Genomic DNA, 17,471 nt, shown 5'->3' with positions numbered 1-17,471 from the left:
TGGCCGGCTTCAAATCGGAATGCTGGCCGGAATGAAATCGGAATGGGTGGCCGGCTTCGTTTCGGAATCAATGGCCGGCTTCATCGGAATACGCATCGAGGTCACGCAAAAGTTGACGCAGGGCATGTCAGGCGGCCCCGTCTTTGACGACAACGACCTCGTAGCGGGCGTGATCCATAAAGGTGGACCCGACGAGGGCCGGGACTTCGCTGTTCATATTGACGCATTGACAGCCTGGCTTGACGAATGATGCCGTTAGCGAGGCCGGATCATCATCTCGTAATGCCCGCCATGATTGGCCTTTTCGAAAACCTCTTTGAAGACCCGCAGGTAACGGGACGCGGTCTGGTCGTCGCAAACCAGATAAAGATCATCATGGGCGCTGTGCGAACCGTCGTTAATCCATGAGAACAGCGAGTTGCACACCTGTTGATCCTCGCCTTCGAAGAGCTGGACGATATCGTCCTTGTCCACGTTTCCGAGGATGTGGAAGTAGTTCTCCAGAATGCGTCGGAGGGTGTTCTGGATCGTTAGATTGGACCGATTTTCGTCCCTGACTTCCTGCCACAACAACTCATAGGTCGTCTTCACTGGGTTGGTGGCGTGGCTGACCAGTTCCGAATGCCCTGTGCCTTTTCGGACAACCCAGAACGTCTCGAATGCCCGACGCTCTCCCGTCCGCTGGGGGTCGAAAGTCACTTCCTTATGGAAGTAAATATTGTGGGTCAGAACGAACACCTGCTTGATCGTGCTGGTCGGATCGCAAGCCCGCACGATGACCCTACGGATCAAGTTGCTGACGACAAACAGGATGTCGCTATCAAGGCTCGAAACGGGGTCGTCAAATACGATGATGCGATTGGACCTCGTACCCGACTCTGACATGCTTCCACTGATGCGGTGGTAGAAATAGAGGAAGGTGACGAACGTCTTTTCCCCCTCGCTCAGAGTCTCTCCCGCGTCCGAGCCGTCCGACCTGATTATCTTGTAGAAGACCTCATTCTCGCCCGCAGTAGCCAGCCTGAAGTTTCTAAATCCAAATGATGTGAGTAGCTGGTTTATCGCCGTGACCGTGGGTTGGACGCTGGTGACGGACTTCTCAAGCTCGCGCAGTTCCGTGACTTTTGTCCTTTGTTCAGCTGTTTTCGCTTCGATGCTCTGGCTTAGACCTTGTTGAGCCGAAACCAGGTTTTGGCGTTGTCCGCGGTAGGTTGCTAGGAGAAGACAGTTTTCTTCGAGAATGTACCGCCAGACGTCCATTACCAGCGCCGCGCGCTCGGTCGCGAGATTGTCTACGAGATCGTTGTGACGCCGAACGTCAATGTTTGCGGCGTCGACTGCGTCCTCGATTTCCTTGAGGATCGTCGCGACCGGCTCGAGCGTGACCGCAGCACTGGGTTCCTTCCTCTTCCTCTCGAGGTGCTGCGCATTGTGGCTTAATGACGATTGGAGAGTATCGTGCAATCGGGAAATTAGGGGAATGTCAAGGTGATCGGAACCTGAGGAGATCAAAGCTTCGACGTGTGTGAGGGCGGCATCTGAAAGTGCCGTGTACCTCTCGATGAGGCCACTGATCACGTCGATCTCCGCCTGGTATTGCTCATCGAAATACTCGTCAATCTTCTCGCGGAATGCGTGATCGGTATCTTGCTGACAGAACGGGCAGCGGTCGTCATGGAAATACTGAAGACCTGCCTTCACCCAGTCGCTGTTGCGGAGCTTCTTGATCAAGGGACCGATATCTACGTCTTCCTTTCCGACGATTCTCTTGGCGAGGATCGGAGCTGCTTCAATTTCCACCAAACGAGAGCCATCGGGGGCTTGCAGAAGCGTCGCATGCGCTTTGGTCGGGCCGAACAGGGTCGTAGCCCGCTCGGAAAGCTCTGCGAGGTCTTTCAGCTCGGCCTGGTTCTCGGAGTCTTCCTTGATCAGTCGCTCGGCGAACTTCTCTTTCGAATTCAGGACGCCCTGAAACGCTTCTTTGAAAACGTTCTCGTGCTTGAGTTTCGTTTTCCAGCCCTCTTCCCGAAAGCTGTTGTTGAGTTCGTCGAGTTCTGTGTTTTTAGTTTCAAGGACGGCACGCCTACGATTGATGTCGTCTTGAAGCGTCGCAGCCTCATGTCTTGCGTTCTCGATCCTCGCGATAATCGCGGCGTCTTGCTGGCCAAGGGTGAAGATACCTCGCATCCGCGAGGTGAAATTATCCGCCACGAAGTCTCGGTTATAGACTAGGCACTCGAGAGCCAGATTTTGCGCCCATCGCACGCTGCAGGACTGATAGTTAGCCGGTGACGCGATCACCCGGGATATCGTCGTCTTCCCAGAGCCATTTGCACCATAGATGAAATTCACCGGCCGAAGTCCGACCAGGGTTTGCTGCGGTCCCACGTAGGTGGCGACGCCATGGATATCGATCTGTTCGAGCATGCGGACTTCCCCAACTGCAGGCGAAGTCTATTCAACAGTACAACCAGTTCAACGCGGCGCAGCGGAAATCCCGATCTAAATTTACATCGATGCTGGCTGGCCGCGCTGCCCCAAGTAACGCACCGCGACTGGGACTAGCGGACCCGCCCCGGGTTCTCTCCAGGAACGGCCCTAGTGCCCTGCAGCTCCCGGTGGCGATCGACGGAATGGTGGTCCCGGCGGCATTGTTGTTGTCGACGAGGAAGGGTGATCGGGTGACCGCCGTTCAGCAGGCGAAAGCGCACAGACTATGGTTCGGCTCGGAAGGCGCTTCCGAAGGAGGAGTTGACCGAGCAACGGATCACTGACGGTACAAGCGATCGGAGCTGGGTCACGAGGCGTGTTGCGGCGATGATATCGCTAGTTTCCCCAGCGTTCCTGCCAGCTTAGCAGGTGCCGCAGGCTCAGCTCTCATGATAAAGGAAGAGATTCGGGTACGACTCCAGCACACCGTCGTGCTCGAAACGAATGTTGAGCACGTCGTTTTCGGCGAGATCGACCCGGACTTCATCCCCGGGCAGCATACGGGGCTGAATGTGTCTGTAAAATGCAACGACAATGTCGGTGTTTAGGTAATCGTATCCATACGAGCCCTCCACGAGCTCCTTCAATATTTTCGAGACACCGCTTATTCCCCAGCCCTCCAATGTGTGGCCCTCTGAAAGCTCTGAAAAGTGCAAGACATCGGATTCGATCTTCTTCGAGTGTATTTCCATGGCAATTCCGTCATTCATCGGGTTGAAGATATTGAGAGGCTCGGCGATAGAACTCGCTTAGTCTGTGGGATTCCCGTAGGAGAACGCCAGGCGGACGGCAGGTTCTTTTGCCGTGGTTGTTGGCGTTTTCGAAACGGGGTTGAGATCGGCATTGGCGAGGGCGAGCGATATAATTTCTTTCAGTTGCCCGGTTCCTGGCTTTGCAAAGGCATTGATGATCTTAACGATACCCCGGATGTCCATGTCGCTGAGGCGGGTGAAATTGTCACCGACCGATCCCCAAATCTGTTGGAACGCTAGATACTTCGCTCTGCTGCTAAAGCCGTAGTATCCGCTGACGGCCAGGTTCAGATAGTATTTGACGGTTGTTGTCACCCTGCTGTGGCCCATTGCTTCTGCCAAACGGTCCAGAACCGTGTTGAAGACGGCATGACTGAAATTGAAACCGTTCTTTTGCATCGCCTCTTCCCAGAGGCGAACCGCCGTGACGGTGCAGTAGTGTGCCCGCAACCGATGACCGCTACCGGGCACCCGGCAACCGATAAATGCGTCCTTCAGAATGTCGCCGACGGACCCAGGCTTTAAGGCCTGGAGGGTTTCTGTCGAAAGAAAAACCTCATGTGGTGCGTGGTCGATTGGTCGGAACGAAAGCAGCCGCTGCCTACCTGACCAGACCCATACCTTCAGAAGATCAATCAGAAACCTGACGTTGACCGTCGCGTAGCGAGTCTTCCTTCCTTTTCCAGCTACAAAAAGGAAAGAGTAGGGAGTGCGGATGAGGAGAGATTCCAATTCCGCGATGATGCGTCTCTGTTCGTCCTTGCTGCAATTCGCAAACGCCGATGGATCAACGGGTGTCGATATGCCCTCGTCGAGCAAAAAGCTGATGATGTGCTTGATTGAGAACTTCGAAACTTCCGACCTTCTGAAGCCCGCTTCAGAATGGCACCTGGCGATCATCCAGTCGCGATCGGCCGCGAGGAGATGCTCGTCCGTTACGAGCGCTCCTTTTTCGCGAAGCCTATCCGGTTTGGACCTTATCCAATTCAACAGAATCTTAACTGCATCCAGATCGGGTGTGGGCCGACGCTTGTTCTTGGGAGCTACAATTTCTGAACCGGACCAGGAGTATTTTGGTATCCCCGTTCGGCTGTACGATAGCGCGGTCGTTATCGGAAACGACTTGTCCTTTTCGTCTAGGGCCACTAGGCGCGGACGCGGTGTGCCGGTGGGATTCAGTCTCAGGATATCGTCGAGTGAGCGGTAAAATAGATAAATCGTTCTCAGTTTGCGTTCTATTTGGTGAGGGTGAGTCTCCTCGGAATCGACAAGAGGTCGATGCGAAGCACGAAAGCTACGCAGTACCAGGTCGTTGGCGCGATTAAACGGAATCCCTTCGTTCGCAAGAAATGTCAGCCATTCGCGTATCGTAAAAGCTTCCGGTCTGAGCGACGAAAGTCCGACGCCGCGGCGGAACTGCAGGCTATAGCCGAAGAACAGCGTTGCAGGCTCGCACAATGAACCGGTAGGCCATCTCAGCACTGGAAACTCCAGATAACGTTCTTTTGCCCAAGTGTGTTCTTCGAACGTCAACTTGAAATCGGATGTGATTAGTCGTCCGCGTTTCATCTTCGCGGACTCCTGGCAGGGATCATTTTTTGCAGTTGTAGAATCTGATCGAGCAGCGCCAGGTTCTGCTTCTCCAGCGACGCGACCTTGTGTTTCAGGGCGTCGATCTCGGCGTTTGACACGCCGTCAATCATCCTCCTCAAAATTTTGATCGAGTCGAAATACCGTTCCATCAGGTCGGAATTGTCTCCCTCGGGATGATCCACCGGACTGAACTTCCACGACCATAAACCCATGGAACTGTCCTGCCATTTCCTAAGAGCCGGGCGCTTCCACGGGATACGTTCCTCGTTGATCTTGACCAGGAGCGGGTCGTTGCACCAGGTTTCGAGGCATCGGACTTTTCGTTCCAAGGACGCTCTGCTGCGCTTGCCCTTCTGACCAGGAGCCAGCCTTTCTATCTCCCGTTCTGATAGGTCTCTATCCCACGATTCGGTCACGAGTTTGTGCTCCTCCTCTCTGGGTCGTTGGCCGCTGAGGTCAAAGTGATCAGATCGTCCAGTATCATCTGCGCGCTTTCCCGCAGCGCTCGCGTGGGCGCTTCTGCACGTGCCGTTGCGATGTCGCCTATACTCTGTGACGACTTCAGGACATTTCGCTGCATCTTCACGCAGTAGCGACATCCCAGGCAGGGATGCAAGCCACTGAACCTGAAGTCGGGGCCTTCCAGGGCGGCAGCCATGCCGGTGCCGAACTGCGTGTTCTCGAACAACGCTCGCAGTTGAAGACACACGGCATCGTTCATGTCGCCGTCCTCGGGGCCGAAGTGGCAAAGCGAGTGCCCGCCCGGCACCGGCTCTAGGTAGTGAGCGGCGGCAAAGCGCATGAACTCTGAGACAAGAGCCCCCTCAAAGTCGGCCGGACTGTTCGATCTCCCGCCCACCCGCACCCTTGCAGAGGCTCTAGCAACCAATTCCTGCAGGTCTTGATGGAGTCTAACGGAACCGTGACCGACGGCGCTATCGGACACGTTGAACAATGACATCAAGCGATATGCGATGGCTCCTTGCCGCTCGGTCTCCCAAATCTGTCCCCGGTCGCGCAGGTCACGTAGCAATTTTTCTTGCTCGTTGAACCATTTGCGATCCTCGTCGGTGAGTGAAGCGCGCATCTGCGATCTTTTGAGGGACATTTCTCGTTCGAGACGCGCGATCTGGCCGGGCAGGATGTTCTTGACATAGATGCGCGTCATTTCGGGGTCAAAATGACGCATGAACCAGCTAAGAGAATCCAGGTCTGCCAGCTCGAACCCGTAATAAAAGCAGATGGCAAAGCCGCGTCTCAATTGATGAGAAGCGAGTTGCCAGTCGTCGAGGCCCTCGGGTGCCGCAAGGCCATGGTGCGCCGTAAATCTCTTGAATGTTTTCGTGAGATTGGAAGAGCGCTGATATGAATCCCCGAGTCCGTCTTTGCGGATGACCTCAAAGAGCCAGTCGTTCCCAGTGAACGTGCGAGAGGACTTGGTGAGCTCTTCAAGTACATCCACCACGCCGGCGATCATGGCGGGCACGGGGATGGAGTCCACAGCCTGGAGCGTCTTTTCAATGTAGATGCTTAGCTCGAAGACGCCGCGTCTAGGTTCGCTGATGCAGCCTTTTTTGATGCTCAAGGTCTCGTTCAGACGGCGAGCGCCAAAGCTGGAGATCAGAATTGCGCAGGAAAGCAGCAGGAACTGTATCAGGTCGGACAGTATGAAATGCGCGGAATACCTGATGTTGCCCTTCCAGCTCGGCCACACCAGAGGCGCGCCGTCTGGACGGTCCCTGTTGAGCTTCTCTGCAAGCTCGCTTCTGGCTTTGGGACGGCTTTTGACCGGAAGTTCATCGATGGCCTTGGTGGCTTCGATTGCCTTCATGATCCAGGCGGAATAGTCGAAAACCCATACGACGGACCTATCCATCAGCGCCAACAGGAATTCGGGCGGCAGAGTTGGCGTAGGCTTTCGCTTTCTACCCATCGCCGCCGCGGCTTGCTTCACGGTCGAAGCGGCAAATGGATTGAACACCAGCGGGTCGTGGGGGATGAGGCCGCGCTCCGACATGCGGTGTAGATCGTCCCAGACGCCAAGCCAGTTTTCGTATGTCGAAACGCTGGTGGGCACTTTGCGCGTTCTCGTATGCGCGAATGCGAAAGCGAGGTCCTGCCTTTCTCCGGAGAACGTTGAGGCTATTTCGTCAACCAAGTTCAGACGGAACGTAGGATCATCCAGGCTCCGCATGGTCACCCCAAGCTCGCGCGCCAGAAACGGCCAGTCGATTTTTGTGTCCTTTCCTTTCCCGCTCAACCATAGGAGGGACTCTCCCGAGCGAGTGGTATCTTCGATATGCTGTCTCATCCGGTCGCTGATCGGCACCAAAGCGGCGACGCCATCAGCGAGCCTGTCCGTGAAGCTGTTGAAATGCGTATCTCTGATAGCGCCCAAGCCATTTAGGCTTTCGCTCCACATCCAGCGAAATACCCAATCGAGCTTGTCGCAGTGCTTGGCAATGGTATGACACCCCATTGCTTCATCGCGGATGCCAAATTCTAGGCCATAGATCGTGTAGACACGTTTCGTGAGGGCTTCAGACAAGAAGTCGTTGTCGGAGAGCGAAACCAAACCCGGCGCTACAGGACTGTCGAACCGGACGACCAGCTTCGTCTTTTCAATCACGTGTGGATTTCGATCAGAAATCCACCAAACGTGATCAGCTGCACTCCGGGCCGCGCCTCTATTCCATTTTTTTGCGTTCGCGTCTGGTTTGGTCGCGACAACATTGTCGGGCAACACCAGTTCTGCCACGGCGCTGTCGTATTCGAGGCGCGACATCTTTCTCACTTGTATCAAGCCCATAACAGAACCGGTAGCCTCAGTGTGCCTTCTTTCAACCCGCGGAAACCGCGCTTGGCTTCATGCCGCCAGGCAGCTCCAAGGCCGCACTTTATTAAGGCGAGTTTCATTCCGCGTGCGAGGGCCAACTGCGGCCGCCCCTGAATATGCCAGCGGGTCAGGTCGAAACCTGACAGGCGTTGCCTGACGAGAGAGAACATAATCAGGTAAAGCGAGAGCAGATTGTCCGGTGTGGGGTCGAGATCATAAGTCGCTTCCCCTGGCGACCGCTTGACGGTGATCGGCAGCATGGCAGCACCGATGCCCGATATTTTTGCCATCTGGAGATACCAATCCACATCGGCATCAGGCAATGAAAGTCGTATCCGAAGCTTCTTCCGATTTCTGAGCAGAATGGCTTGAATGTTGTTGTGAACGAAACGAATCTTCTCGCTGTAGGTCGCTGTGTTTTCGTCTGTGTTGACATAGTGGGGCATCAGCACGCCTGTTCCAGTGTGTGTTGCCAATGCGCTCATCGCCTCTACCGAGCCGACCCGTCTGAGCCGCAGACCTATGACCGTCTTTCGAATTGCTGGATAGTCTATCCCTGTCCTCTCGAACAGCTTCAGACTAGACAGGGCCTTCTTGGATCGCGAGGCCAGTGCAAACTTACTATTGGCTCGGTAAAGAAACAGCTGATCCTCGCTGTTCTGGAGGGCGACCTTTAGCGGGATATTATCAACAATCCGCTTGAATCTCCGTAAGACGTCCAAAGCCTCGCCATCTGCATCCAGCTCTTCGAAGGCCCCATTGTCGTACTGCTTGTATTCGAGTTCGGTCGCGCGGATCACTGACTTCACGTTTTCTAATTCAAGCGGCGATAAGTGCTTGCCGGAGTCTAAGTGGGCGACGACCTCGTGGCCTGCACGTCGTTTCATCTCTGAGAAAAACGAGGCTGTTGTCACTCCGATCTTGTTGCGGGTCTCAAGCAAAAAGGGATCGCGCGCGATGTCGAAAATAGGTTGTCGGTTCCATCCGGTGGCGCAGCAGAAAATGACGGCAACCAGGTGGCAAAGGTCGAGCGTCGGCGCTAAACAGAAATCGACGAGCTTGCTCACTCTACGGAGGACAAGCGGCCGGCGGCGACTAACGTCAACGTCCAAGCCAGCATCCCGCCACACCTGGGGGTCCGAGATCGAGCCGGAGCCGAGGCCGGAACGCTCGCGGCGGTTGCTACCCGTATCTAGTGCGTTCTGAATGCGCCCCTTTACTGCGATCCAAGCGTTCGGGTCTCCTATTGAATCCGGGGGTGTTTCTGAACTAATCAGGTCCTGGCCGAACCAGAAGAGCTTTTCCAATTCTTCGAAATGGGCCAGCGCCTCTCGTCTGACAGTGTTTAATGCCGCACGTTCCCTCGCCGCTCCGGTAAGCCCCTCCAATTCGGGCCAGTCTTGATCCCCCAGGGACTCGTGGTTGCCAGAGACGTGTTCCTTCCGCTTTAAAAAGCCTTTGGGAACGGTTGGGAATCGCTTTGGGAATCTCTCGCCGAGGAGCCGAAGGGCCCATCGAAGCCTACGTGCATAGTGGGTAATCGATCCGGGGCTCAATTTGCCCCCGGCCTCAAGAGCAGAAACCCATTTCTTGGCCAACTGGTGAATGCGGGCCAATGCCGTGGACGTTGGCTCGGCAGCGCCGTTGAAAAGTGAGCGTACGAACACCGCATCTTTGCCGCTCCGTCGCTGAAGCCACGTCAAAAATGATCGGATACCCATCGACATCCCGGACAACTCTTTTTCAGAGCAGCCCCCCAAGCAGCTGATCCGAATGTCCGCGACTGCCCCGGATTCGTAACAGGTCGCAAGGCCCTCCCAACTCAAAACATCCATAAGCCACTCTTTCAATATGCATATGTATGGAGATGATGGATAGAACCCTATATATATAACTGATATTGCTATCAATCATTAAAAAGAAAATACATATGATTTATTCAATCCGCGAAACCGGCCGGCATATGCCCGGAAGCGATTTCACCTATGGATATGCCGACGGCGACACGGTCCACGACGGCAGGCCGCTCTATGAGTGACGCGGGGATCGGGCAGTTGGCCGTCGAAGCCGCGCGCGGCTGGATCGGCACGCCCTATCGCCATCAGGCGAGCCGCAAGCGTGTCGGCTGCGACTGCCTCGGACTTGTGCGCGGCGTATGGCGCGAGCTCTACGGGCGGGAGCCCGAGGCGCCCGGACCTTACCAGCCGGATTGGGCGGAACGGGCGGGCAACGACCGGCTGCTCGCCGCCGCCATCCGCCACTTTGGCCCTGCGGTGCCGCCGGCGGAGATGATGGCCGGAGACGTGCTGCTCTTTCGCTGGCGTGCCGATTGTGCCGCCAAACACCTCGGCATCCTGAGCACTCCGGGGCATTTCATCCACGCCTACGAACAGGCGGCGGTGATTGAATCCGCGCTCGTGCCCGCGTGGCGTCGGCGGGTCTGCGGCGTGTTCCGGTTCCCCGACAGGATCTGAAGCCGATTGCCCCGCTGCCTGGAAGACGGGCGGTGACGGGACTGTCCGCAATGGCGGAATCGGTCTGGCAGGAATCTCCGGCAGGCCTTTGGAAACATTCATTTTGAAGCGGGCGGACGAACGACCGGGACGCCCGAAGGCGGTCGGCCGATCGGCAGGCCGTGCGACATCTCGTAATGGGCAGGAGGCGGTTACATGGCGACAATCCTGTTTCAGGCGGCGGGCGCTGCGCTGGGGGGCATCCTGGGGCCCTTCGGGGCGATCGCCGGCCGCGCAATCGGAGCGCTTGCAGGGGCGGCGGTCGACCGCGCGCTGATCGGCGGAGGCGCTGCGGTGAGCGGACCCCGGCTGCAGGACGGCCGCATTCCAGGCGCCGACGAGGGGGCGGGCATCAGCCGGGTCTACGGTACCGCGCGCGTCGGCGGAACGCTGATATGGGCAACGCGTTTCGAGGAGGAGGTCACATCGGAGCGGAGCGGCGGGAAGGCGACCGGCCCGCGCATCGAGACCTACAGCTACTTTGCCAATTTCGCCGTCGGCATCTGCGAGGGGCCGATCGCTGGCGTGCGCCGTGTCTGGGCGGACGGTCGCGAGCTCGACCTTACCAACATCCAGATGCGCATCCATCGCGGCGAGGCCGATCAACTGCCCGATCCGCTCATCGAGGCGAAGCAGGGGGCGGGCAAAGCGCCCGCCTATCGTGGCCTTGCCTATGCCGTGTTCGAGCGGCTGCCGCTCGACAGCTTCGGCAACCGGATACCGATCCTGCAATTCGAGGTGCTGCGTCCGACAGGAACGCTGGAAGGCCGGATCCGTGCGGTCACCGTCATTCCGGGGTCCAGCGAGCACGGCTACGATCCGCACCGGGTGACGGAGCGGCTCGGCGCGGGCGAGGGGCGCAACATCAACCGCAACAACAAGGTCGCGCAGTCCGACTGGACCGCCTCGATCGACGAGCTGCAGGCGCTGTGTCCCAGTCTGGAGCGCGTGGCGCTGGTCGTCGCCTGGTTCGGCACCGACCTCCGCGCAGGCCACTGCCGGATCCTGCCCGGGGTGGAAGTCGCCTCGCGAACCGACGAAAGCCGACCCTGGCGGGTCTCTGGCATCGGGCGGCCGGCGGCGCTTCTCGTCAGCGAGAATGGTGGTGGCCCTGCCTATGGCGGCACGCCCTCCGACGACAGCGTCGTTGCGGCGATTGCCGACCTGAGGGCGCGAGGCCTGAAGGTGTATCTCTATCCCTTCGTGCTGATGGACGTGCCGGCGGGAAACGCTCTGCCCGATCCCTATGGCGGCACGGGGCAGCCGCCCTATCCCTGGCGCGGGCGGATCTCCTGCCATCCGGCGCCGGGGCTTCCGGCGAGCGCCGACAGGACGGCCGCGGCCCGCGCGCAGGTGGCCGAATTCTGCGGGGTGGCGCAGGCCGGCGACTTCTCCGTTTCGGGAGCATCGGTCTCCTTCGGCGGCGACGAGGTGGGCTACCGCCGCATGGTCCTGCACTACGCGCTCCTGGCAAAGGCTGCGGGCGGCGTGGACGGCTTCATCATCGGCTCGGAAATGCGCGGGCTGACGCAGGTGCGCGATGGGGCGGGCGCCTTTCCCTTCGTCGAGGAACTGTGCGCGCTGGCGCAGGACGTGCGCGTTGTGCTTGGGACCGAGACGAAGCTGACCTATGGCGCGGACTGGAGCGAGTACTTCGGCTATCACCCGGCGGATGGCAGCGGCGAGGTGCATTTCCATCTCGATCCGCTCTGGGCGTCGCCGGCGATCGATGCGGTTGGCATCGACAATTACATGCCGCTTTCCGACTGGCGGGACGGCGACGTGCTTTCCGGCAATCCGGACGGCTTCCGGCTGGCGGACGACGAGGATGCGATGCGCGGCATGATCGCGTCCGGCGAGGGCTTCGACTGGTATTATGCCGATGCAGAAGGCCGCGCCGGGCGCGTTCGCCTTCCCATCACCGACGGTCTGGCAGGACGCGACTGGCTCTATCGCTACAAGGATCTCGCCGGCTGGTGGACGAACCGGCACCACGAGCGTTCCGGCGGCGTGGAGCACCCTGAGCCGACCGCCTGGGTGCCACGGGCAAAGCCGATCTGGTTCACCGAGCTTGGCTGCCCGGCCGTGGACAAGGGGGCCAACCAGCCGAACGTCTTCACCGACCCGAAAAGCGCGGAGAACGCGCTGCCCTATTTTTCCGGTGGCGGGCGGGCGGATGCGATGCAGCGCCGTTTTCTCGACGCCCATCTCGACTGGTGGACACGCGGCGACGGGCCGGAGCCGACCATGGTCGATCCCGACCACATCTTCGTCTGGACCTGGGATGCGCGCCCCTATCCGGCCTTTCCGGAGAACGACGCGCTGTGGGCGGACGGGCACAACTGGCAGCTCGGGCACTGGCTGAACGGGCGGCTCGGCGCATCGACGGTTGCCGACACGATCGCCGCGATCCTGCGCGATCACGGCTTAACCGATTTCGACGTCGCCATGGTGAGCGGTGACCTAACCGGCTTCGTGCAGGGCGAGCCGGGTTCGGCGCGCAGCCTTCTGGAAGCGCTGATGGCGGCGTTCCAGATCGACGTCGTCGAGGAGGGGCGGACGCTCCGCTTCCGCTCCCGCCTGCGGGCGGCGCTGCCGGCGCAAGCGATCGATGTTCTTGCCGAGCGTCCTGACGAGCCGGCCTTCGAGGAGGTGCGTGGCCATCCGGGCGAATTCGCCAGCGAAGCCGTGCTTGACCACATCTCGGACACCGCGGCCTACCAGCAGGTGACCGCCCGTTCGCGCCGCAAGACGACCGGGAGCGACCGGCTGTTGCGGTTGTCGCTGCCGGCGGTGATGCATGCGACCGCTGCGGCAGGAGCGGTGGAAGCGGTGCTGCGCGATCATCGCGCCGGCATGCGCAGGCTGAGCTTCAGGCTGCCGCCGATTGCACTGGCGGTCATGCCGGGCGACGTCGTGGAACTCGCCGACGGGCCGGAAGGGCGTTTCGTCGTCACGCGCGTCACCGAGGGCGAGGTTCGCGAAATCGAGGCCCAGAGCTTCGCGGGCGGCGAGGCGAGCGCGCCGGCACCGCCCGCGCCTCGCGTCGCCCGATCCGTAGCAGGCCTGGAGGCATCGGCATTCCTGCCGGAGGTGAGCTTGCTTGATCTGCCCTGCTTCGAGGCAGGGACGGAGGAGAGTTTCGCCCGCGTCGCGGCCTATGCGAAGCCCTGGCGGCCGATGCTCGTCTCGTCCTCGCCGGGGACGGACGGTTATTCGCCGCGCGTCCGCCTCGACCGTCCGGCGCGGATCGGCAGGCTGTTGGCGCATCTGCCGCCGGGCGCCTGGGGCCTGTTCGACCGGACCAATGCGCTCGAAATCGAACTCCCGTTCGGCGCACTGTCGTCCATCGGCAGGAATGCGGTGCTGGGCGGCGAGAACCGTCTGGCGGTCGCAACGCCGGGTGGTGGTTGGGAAATCCTCGGCTTTCTGGATGCAGAAGAAATCGCCCCTCGGCACTGGCGGCTCGACGGCCTCCTGCGGGGCCTGGCCGGGAGCGAGGACGCCATGGCCGAAGGACACGCCGCAGGCGCCACGGTCGTCGTTCTCGATGGCGCGGTGCGGCCGCTCGCGCTTGCCGCCGAGGAGGCTGGGCGCAGCTTCAACTTCATCGTCGAGGCACCCGGTACTGCCGACGTGCCCGTTCCGACGGTCTTTTCCGGCGGCATTCGCGCCAGGATGCCGATCGCGCCGGTGCATCTGCGCGGCCGGCGGCTCGAGGCCGGCGGCGTCAGGTTTTCCTGGATCCGCCGGGCGCGGCGCAATGCGGATGGATGGGACGGCTTCGAAATCCCGCTCGACGAGCCGTTCGAGGCCTACCGCCTCGACATTCTGTCCGGGAACGCGGCGGTTCGCTCCGTTGAAACGGATGCGCCGTCCTACCTCTACCAGCCGGAAGACGAGCTTTCCGACTTCGGCGCGGCGCAGCCGTCGCTCACCATCCGGGTGCGACAGCTCGGACTGCTCGTCCGCGAGGGCATTGCCGCGCGCAGGACCATCGCACTTTGATCAATTCCAGCAAGGGAGCCTTCCATGGAATCGGACCTCAAACCCTGGTACCTGTCGAAAACCGTATGGGGCGGCCTGCTCGCGATCGCAGCCTCGGTCCTGAACCTCGCCGGCATCGAGTTGAGCGACGGCGATCAGGCGACGCTGGCAGATCAGCTGACGGCATTTTTCGCCGCGGCCGGCGGAATCATCGCTATCGCGGGCCGGCTTGCCGCCAACAGGCGGTTGCGCTGACCGCTGCCGCACTGCGCGCGAAAATCGTCGGCACATTCATTTGCCATTCAGCGTCGTTGCGTTAATTCTGACGGCCAAGTTGACCGTGCCATCGAAAGTAAGTCCATGACCTCGCCTATCCTCATCGCTGCGACAGCCGCCAGTATGGCTGTGTTCGCGTCGCCTGCCGCGGACCGTCTTCAGGACGTCCTGACGGTGGCGTCCGATTGCAGCGACGCCGCGCGCCAGGTCGTTGCGGACACGGGCGGTGAACTGCTATCTGCTCAGCCGCGCAACGGCGTTTGCGTGGTTACGGTGCTGGTGCCCGGCAAGGGAAATGCCCGGCCGCGGAAGGTGACGGTGCGCGTACCGATACAGTAAGCTGGTCCGGCCGCCCGACGGGGCAGCCTGACAGAAGGGAAGAGACAGATGCGCATTCTCGTTGTCGAGGACGACGACAACCTCAACCGGCAGCTGGCGGAAGCCCTGAAGGAAGCAGGTTACGTGGTCGATCAGGCCTATGACGGCGAGGAAGGGCACTATCTCGGCGACGCCGAACCCTACGACGCCATCATCCTCGATATCGGCCTGCCGCAGATGGACGGCATCACCGTTCTGGAGAAATGGCGCGCTGACGGCAAGCGCATGCCCGTGCTTCTGCTGACAGCGCGCGACCGCTGGAGCGACAAGGTGGCTGGCATCGGTGCGGGCGCCGACGACTACGTGGCAAAACCGTTCCATGTCGAGGAAGTGCTGGCGCGCATCCGCGCGCTCATCCGCCGCGCGGCGGGACATGCGAGCTCGGAGATCGTCTGCGGACCTGTCCGGCTTGACACCAAGGGGTCGAAGGCGACGGTGAACGGCGTGGCGCTGAAGCTGACGTCGCACGAGTACCGCCTTCTCTCCTACCTCATGCACCATATGGGGCAGGTGGTCTCGCGCACCGAACTCGTCGAGCACATGTACGACCAGGACTTCGACCGAGACAGCAATACGATCGAAGTGTTCGTCGGCCGGCTGCGCAAGAAGATCGGCGTCGACCTGATCGAGACCGTCCGCGGGCTCGGCTATCGCATGCAAGCGCCCGGCAATGGCCATTAAGACACCCGGGGGCGCTCGATCGCTCACGTTCCGCGTCCTGCTGCTCGCATCGTTGTGGTCGGCGGTGGCGCTTGTGGTGATCGCGCTCGTGATCTCCACGCTCTACAGGCGCAGCGCCGAGGCGAGCTTCCAGGACCTGCTGCGAGCCCAGCTCTACAACGTCATCAATTCGGTCTCGACCGACGAGAACTTCCAGCTGACCGGCAGCCCGCAGCTGGGCGACCTGCGCTTCTCGCAGCCGCAGACCGGTTGGTACTGGATCGTCGAGCCGATCGGCGACAACTTTCCGAGCGAACCGATGTCTTCCACCTCGCTCGGTTACGGCAGCATTCCCATTCCCGACACGGAAACCATTCCGTTCGATACGCGCTACGAGCGCTATTACACGACCGAGGATACCTTCGGTAACAAGGTCGAGGTGGTCGAGACGGAAGTGGTGCTGGATCAGGAGGGGCGGACGGCGCGCTTTCGCATCGTCGGCAACCGCAACGTTCTGGAAGACGATATCCGGGCCTTTTCCCGCAATCTCTATCTGGCGCTCGCCGGCTTCGGCTTCGGAAGTCTGTGCCTGAACGCGATCGCGATCCTGATTGGCCTGCGGCCGCTCGATCACGTGCGCAAGTCGCTGGAGCAGATCCGCGCCGGCCAGGCCGAACGGCTCGCCGGCATCTTCCCGCGCGAGATCCAGCCGCTGGCAAGCGAGGTCAACGCGCTGATCGACAGCAATCGCCGCATCATCGAGCGGGCGCGCATGCAGGTCGGCAATCTCGCCCATTCGCTCAAGACGCCGATCGCGGTGCTTCTGAACGAGGCGCGCGTGCTGCTGCCGCCGCACAGCGAACTGGTGCGTACGCAGGCGGAGGCGATGCAGGGCCAGGTCCAGTCCTATCTCAACCGCGCCCGCATCGCTGCCCAGCGCGAATCGGTGCTGGCGCGCACGGAGGCCGCCCCCGTTCTGCAGCGCCTCGCCCGCGTGATGCGCAGGCTGAACGCGGACATCGAATTCCCGGTGACGATCGAGCCGGAGGATCTGATGGTGGCGATGGAACAGCAGGACATGGAGGAAGTCGTCGGCAACCTGCTGGAGAACGCCGCGCGCTATGCCCGAAGCACCGTCACGATTCGCGCCATTCTCGCCCCCGACGATCAGACCGATGCGGATGCCCAGCGGCGGCGTTGGGTGGTCGTGGAAGTCGAGGATGACGGCCCGGGCCTCGAACCGGACCAGATCCAGGAGGCCCTGAAACGCGGACACCGGCTGGACGAAAGCAAGCCCGGGACGGGCCTCGGCCTGTCGATCGTTCGCGAGATCACTTCGGAGTATCAGGGAACGCTGACGCTGGCGCGCGGGAGCATGGGCGGCCTGCTGGCACGCCTCGTCCTGCCCGCGGTTGCAAAGGATGTTGCCTGATGTCGAAGACAGTGCAAGATAGGTGCGCCGGCGCTGCTGCGTCCGGCACAGTGCGAGCCAGCGCAGATCGGGAAAAAAGGCTTGAAATGACGCAGACACACCGGGTGAACAGGAAATCGCGTGTCGTTACCATTCCGGTGGTGGTTGCTTCGATCGGGCTTGCAGGTTGCACGACGACCTCGGGGCGGACCGTGGGCGCGGCGAGTGCCTCGGCCGGCGTCGCCGTTTCCTCAGCATCCTACATTTCCGCCCTTGAAGGCGGCCTTGTCTCCAAGGCGAAAGGCATCACGCTGTCGACCGCCGACCGCCAGCGGGCGCTGGAAGCCGAATATCGTGCGCTTGAGGCGGCACCCGGCGGACAACCGGTCGTATGGCAAGGTCGTGGCGTGCAGGGCTCGGTGGTCGCCGCGGCCCCCTATCAGGTCGGTTCGCAGAACTGCCGCCAGTACAGCCACACGGTGACCGCAGACGGCCGCGAGACCGTCACCCGCGGTGCTGCCTGCCGGACGGTGGCAGGCACCTGGACCCCCTTGAGCTGAAGCTTTCGCCCCCTC

At 60.6% G+C, this 17,471-nt stretch carries 13 protein-coding genes and 1 pseudogene; 8 read left to right on the top strand and 6 right to left on the bottom strand.

Features of this window, described 5'->3' with window-relative positions; genetic code table 11:
* Window positions 1-250: pseudogene (locus CRO48_RS11780) on the top strand (hypothetical protein); the annotation flags it as partial.
* Between the two features lie 5 nt (window positions 251-255).
* Here the strand turns inward: CRO48_RS11780 and CRO48_RS11775 are convergent.
* From CRO48_RS11775 to CRO48_RS11750, 6 genes are all read right to left on the bottom strand, one after another.
* Window positions 256-2,427, bottom strand: coding sequence for an AAA family ATPase (locus CRO48_RS11775; protein ID WP_097139379.1), 2,172 nt, complete (start codon window positions 2,425-2,427; stop codon window positions 256-258).
* A gap of 443 nt (window positions 2,428-2,870) precedes the next feature.
* Entirely contained in the window at window positions 2,871-3,182 is a 312-nt protein-coding gene (locus CRO48_RS11770) for a hypothetical protein (protein WP_097139377.1), read from the bottom strand.
* A gap of 57 nt (window positions 3,183-3,239) precedes the next feature.
* Window positions 3,240-4,811 (bottom strand): phage integrase family protein, encoded by a 1,572-nt coding sequence (locus CRO48_RS11765; protein ID WP_141402044.1) that lies wholly within the window; start codon window positions 4,809-4,811, stop codon window positions 3,240-3,242.
* Window positions 4,808-5,251 (bottom strand): hypothetical protein, encoded by a 444-nt coding sequence (locus CRO48_RS11760; RefSeq protein ID WP_097139374.1) that lies wholly within the window; start codon window positions 5,249-5,251, stop codon window positions 4,808-4,810. The genes CRO48_RS11765 and CRO48_RS11760 overlap by 4 nt, the downstream gene beginning before the upstream one ends.
* A complete protein-coding gene (locus tag CRO48_RS11755; RefSeq protein WP_141402043.1) occupies window positions 5,248-7,620 on the bottom strand; it encodes a site-specific integrase in 2,373 nt (790 codons plus the stop codon). The genes CRO48_RS11760 and CRO48_RS11755 overlap by 4 nt, the downstream gene beginning before the upstream one ends.
* Window positions 7,621-7,634: 14 nt before the next feature.
* A complete protein-coding gene (locus CRO48_RS11750; protein ID WP_141402042.1) occupies window positions 7,635-9,398 on the bottom strand; it encodes a hypothetical protein in 1,764 nt (587 codons plus the stop codon).
* A gap of 303 nt (window positions 9,399-9,701) precedes the next feature.
* Here CRO48_RS11750 and CRO48_RS11745 point away from each other — a divergent pair, with 303 nt between their 5' ends.
* The 7 genes from CRO48_RS11745 to CRO48_RS11715 all read left to right on the top strand — a co-directional run bounded on the left by CRO48_RS11745 (window position 9,702) and on the right by CRO48_RS11715 (window position 17,456).
* The gene (locus CRO48_RS11745; RefSeq protein WP_097139367.1) at window positions 9,702-10,145 is read left to right on the top strand and encodes an NlpC/P60 family protein; all 444 of its coding nucleotides are present in this window, start codon (window positions 9,702-9,704) and stop codon (window positions 10,143-10,145) included.
* Between the two features lie 195 nt (window positions 10,146-10,340).
* Complete coding sequence (locus CRO48_RS11740) at window positions 10,341-14,192, top strand: baseplate multidomain protein megatron (RefSeq protein WP_097139365.1); 3,852 nt, start codon at window positions 10,341-10,343, stop codon at window positions 14,190-14,192.
* A 24-nt stretch (window positions 14,193-14,216) separates the two neighbouring features.
* Window positions 14,217-14,426, top strand: coding sequence for a hypothetical protein (locus CRO48_RS11735; protein ID WP_097139364.1), 210 nt, complete (start codon window positions 14,217-14,219; stop codon window positions 14,424-14,426).
* A 105-nt stretch (window positions 14,427-14,531) separates the two neighbouring features.
* Window positions 14,532-14,786, top strand: a complete 255-nt coding sequence (locus CRO48_RS11730; RefSeq protein ID WP_097139362.1) for a hypothetical protein — start codon at window positions 14,532-14,534, stop codon at window positions 14,784-14,786.
* Between the two features lie 48 nt (window positions 14,787-14,834).
* Window positions 14,835-15,506, top strand: a complete 672-nt coding sequence (feuP, locus tag CRO48_RS11725; protein WP_097139360.1) for a two-component system response regulator FeuP — start codon at window positions 14,835-14,837, stop codon at window positions 15,504-15,506.
* Window positions 15,496-16,917 carry a sensor histidine kinase gene (locus tag CRO48_RS11720; RefSeq protein ID WP_097139358.1) on the top strand — a complete coding sequence of 474 codons (1,422 nt, stop codon included), beginning with the start codon at window positions 15,496-15,498 and terminating at the stop codon, window positions 16,915-16,917. Before feuP ends, CRO48_RS11720 begins: the two co-directional genes overlap by 11 nt.
* A gap of 86 nt (window positions 16,918-17,003) precedes the next feature.
* Complete coding sequence (locus CRO48_RS11715; protein WP_097139356.1) at window positions 17,004-17,456, top strand: hypothetical protein; 453 nt, start codon at window positions 17,004-17,006, stop codon at window positions 17,454-17,456.
* Window positions 17,457-17,471: the final 15 nt, after the last annotated feature.

The organism is Rhizobium subbaraonis, assembly GCF_900220975.1.
GTDB classification, from domain to species: domain Bacteria; phylum Pseudomonadota; class Alphaproteobacteria; order Rhizobiales; family Rhizobiaceae; genus Mycoplana; species Mycoplana subbaraonis.
The sequence above is the reverse complement of the archived record's forward strand: the minus strand, read 5'-3'. Positions and strand labels throughout refer to the sequence as shown.

Coding starts and splice junctions, on each gene's coding strand:
- CRO48_RS11755 (WP_141402043.1), bottom strand. CDS start 7,620: ATGTCGCGCCTCGAATACGACAGCGCCGTGGCAGAACTGGTGTTGCCC.
- CRO48_RS11750 (WP_141402042.1), bottom strand. CDS start 9,398: ATGTCGATGGGTATCCGATCATTTTTGACGTGGCTTCAGCGACGGAGC.
- CRO48_RS11770 (WP_097139377.1), bottom strand. CDS start 3,182: ATGGAAATACACTCGAAGAAGATCGAATCCGATGTCTTGCACTTTTCA.
- CRO48_RS11740 (WP_097139365.1), top strand. CDS start 10,341: ATGGCGACAATCCTGTTTCAGGCGGCGGGCGCTGCGCTGGGGGGCATC.
- CRO48_RS11715 (WP_097139356.1), top strand. CDS start 17,004: ATGACGCAGACACACCGGGTGAACAGGAAATCGCGTGTCGTTACCATT.
- CRO48_RS11735 (WP_097139364.1), top strand. CDS start 14,217: ATGGAATCGGACCTCAAACCCTGGTACCTGTCGAAAACCGTATGGGGC.
- CRO48_RS11730 (WP_097139362.1), top strand. CDS start 14,532: ATGACCTCGCCTATCCTCATCGCTGCGACAGCCGCCAGTATGGCTGTG.
- CRO48_RS11745 (WP_097139367.1), top strand. CDS start 9,702: ATGAGTGACGCGGGGATCGGGCAGTTGGCCGTCGAAGCCGCGCGCGGC.
- CRO48_RS11775 (WP_097139379.1), bottom strand. CDS start 2,427: ATGCTCGAACAGATCGATATCCATGGCGTCGCCACCTACGTGGGACCG.
- CRO48_RS11720 (WP_097139358.1), top strand. CDS start 15,496: ATGGCCATTAAGACACCCGGGGGCGCTCGATCGCTCACGTTCCGCGTC.
- feuP (WP_097139360.1), top strand. CDS start 14,835: ATGCGCATTCTCGTTGTCGAGGACGACGACAACCTCAACCGGCAGCTG.
- CRO48_RS11765 (WP_141402044.1), bottom strand. CDS start 4,811: ATGAAACGCGGACGACTAATCACATCCGATTTCAAGTTGACGTTCGAA.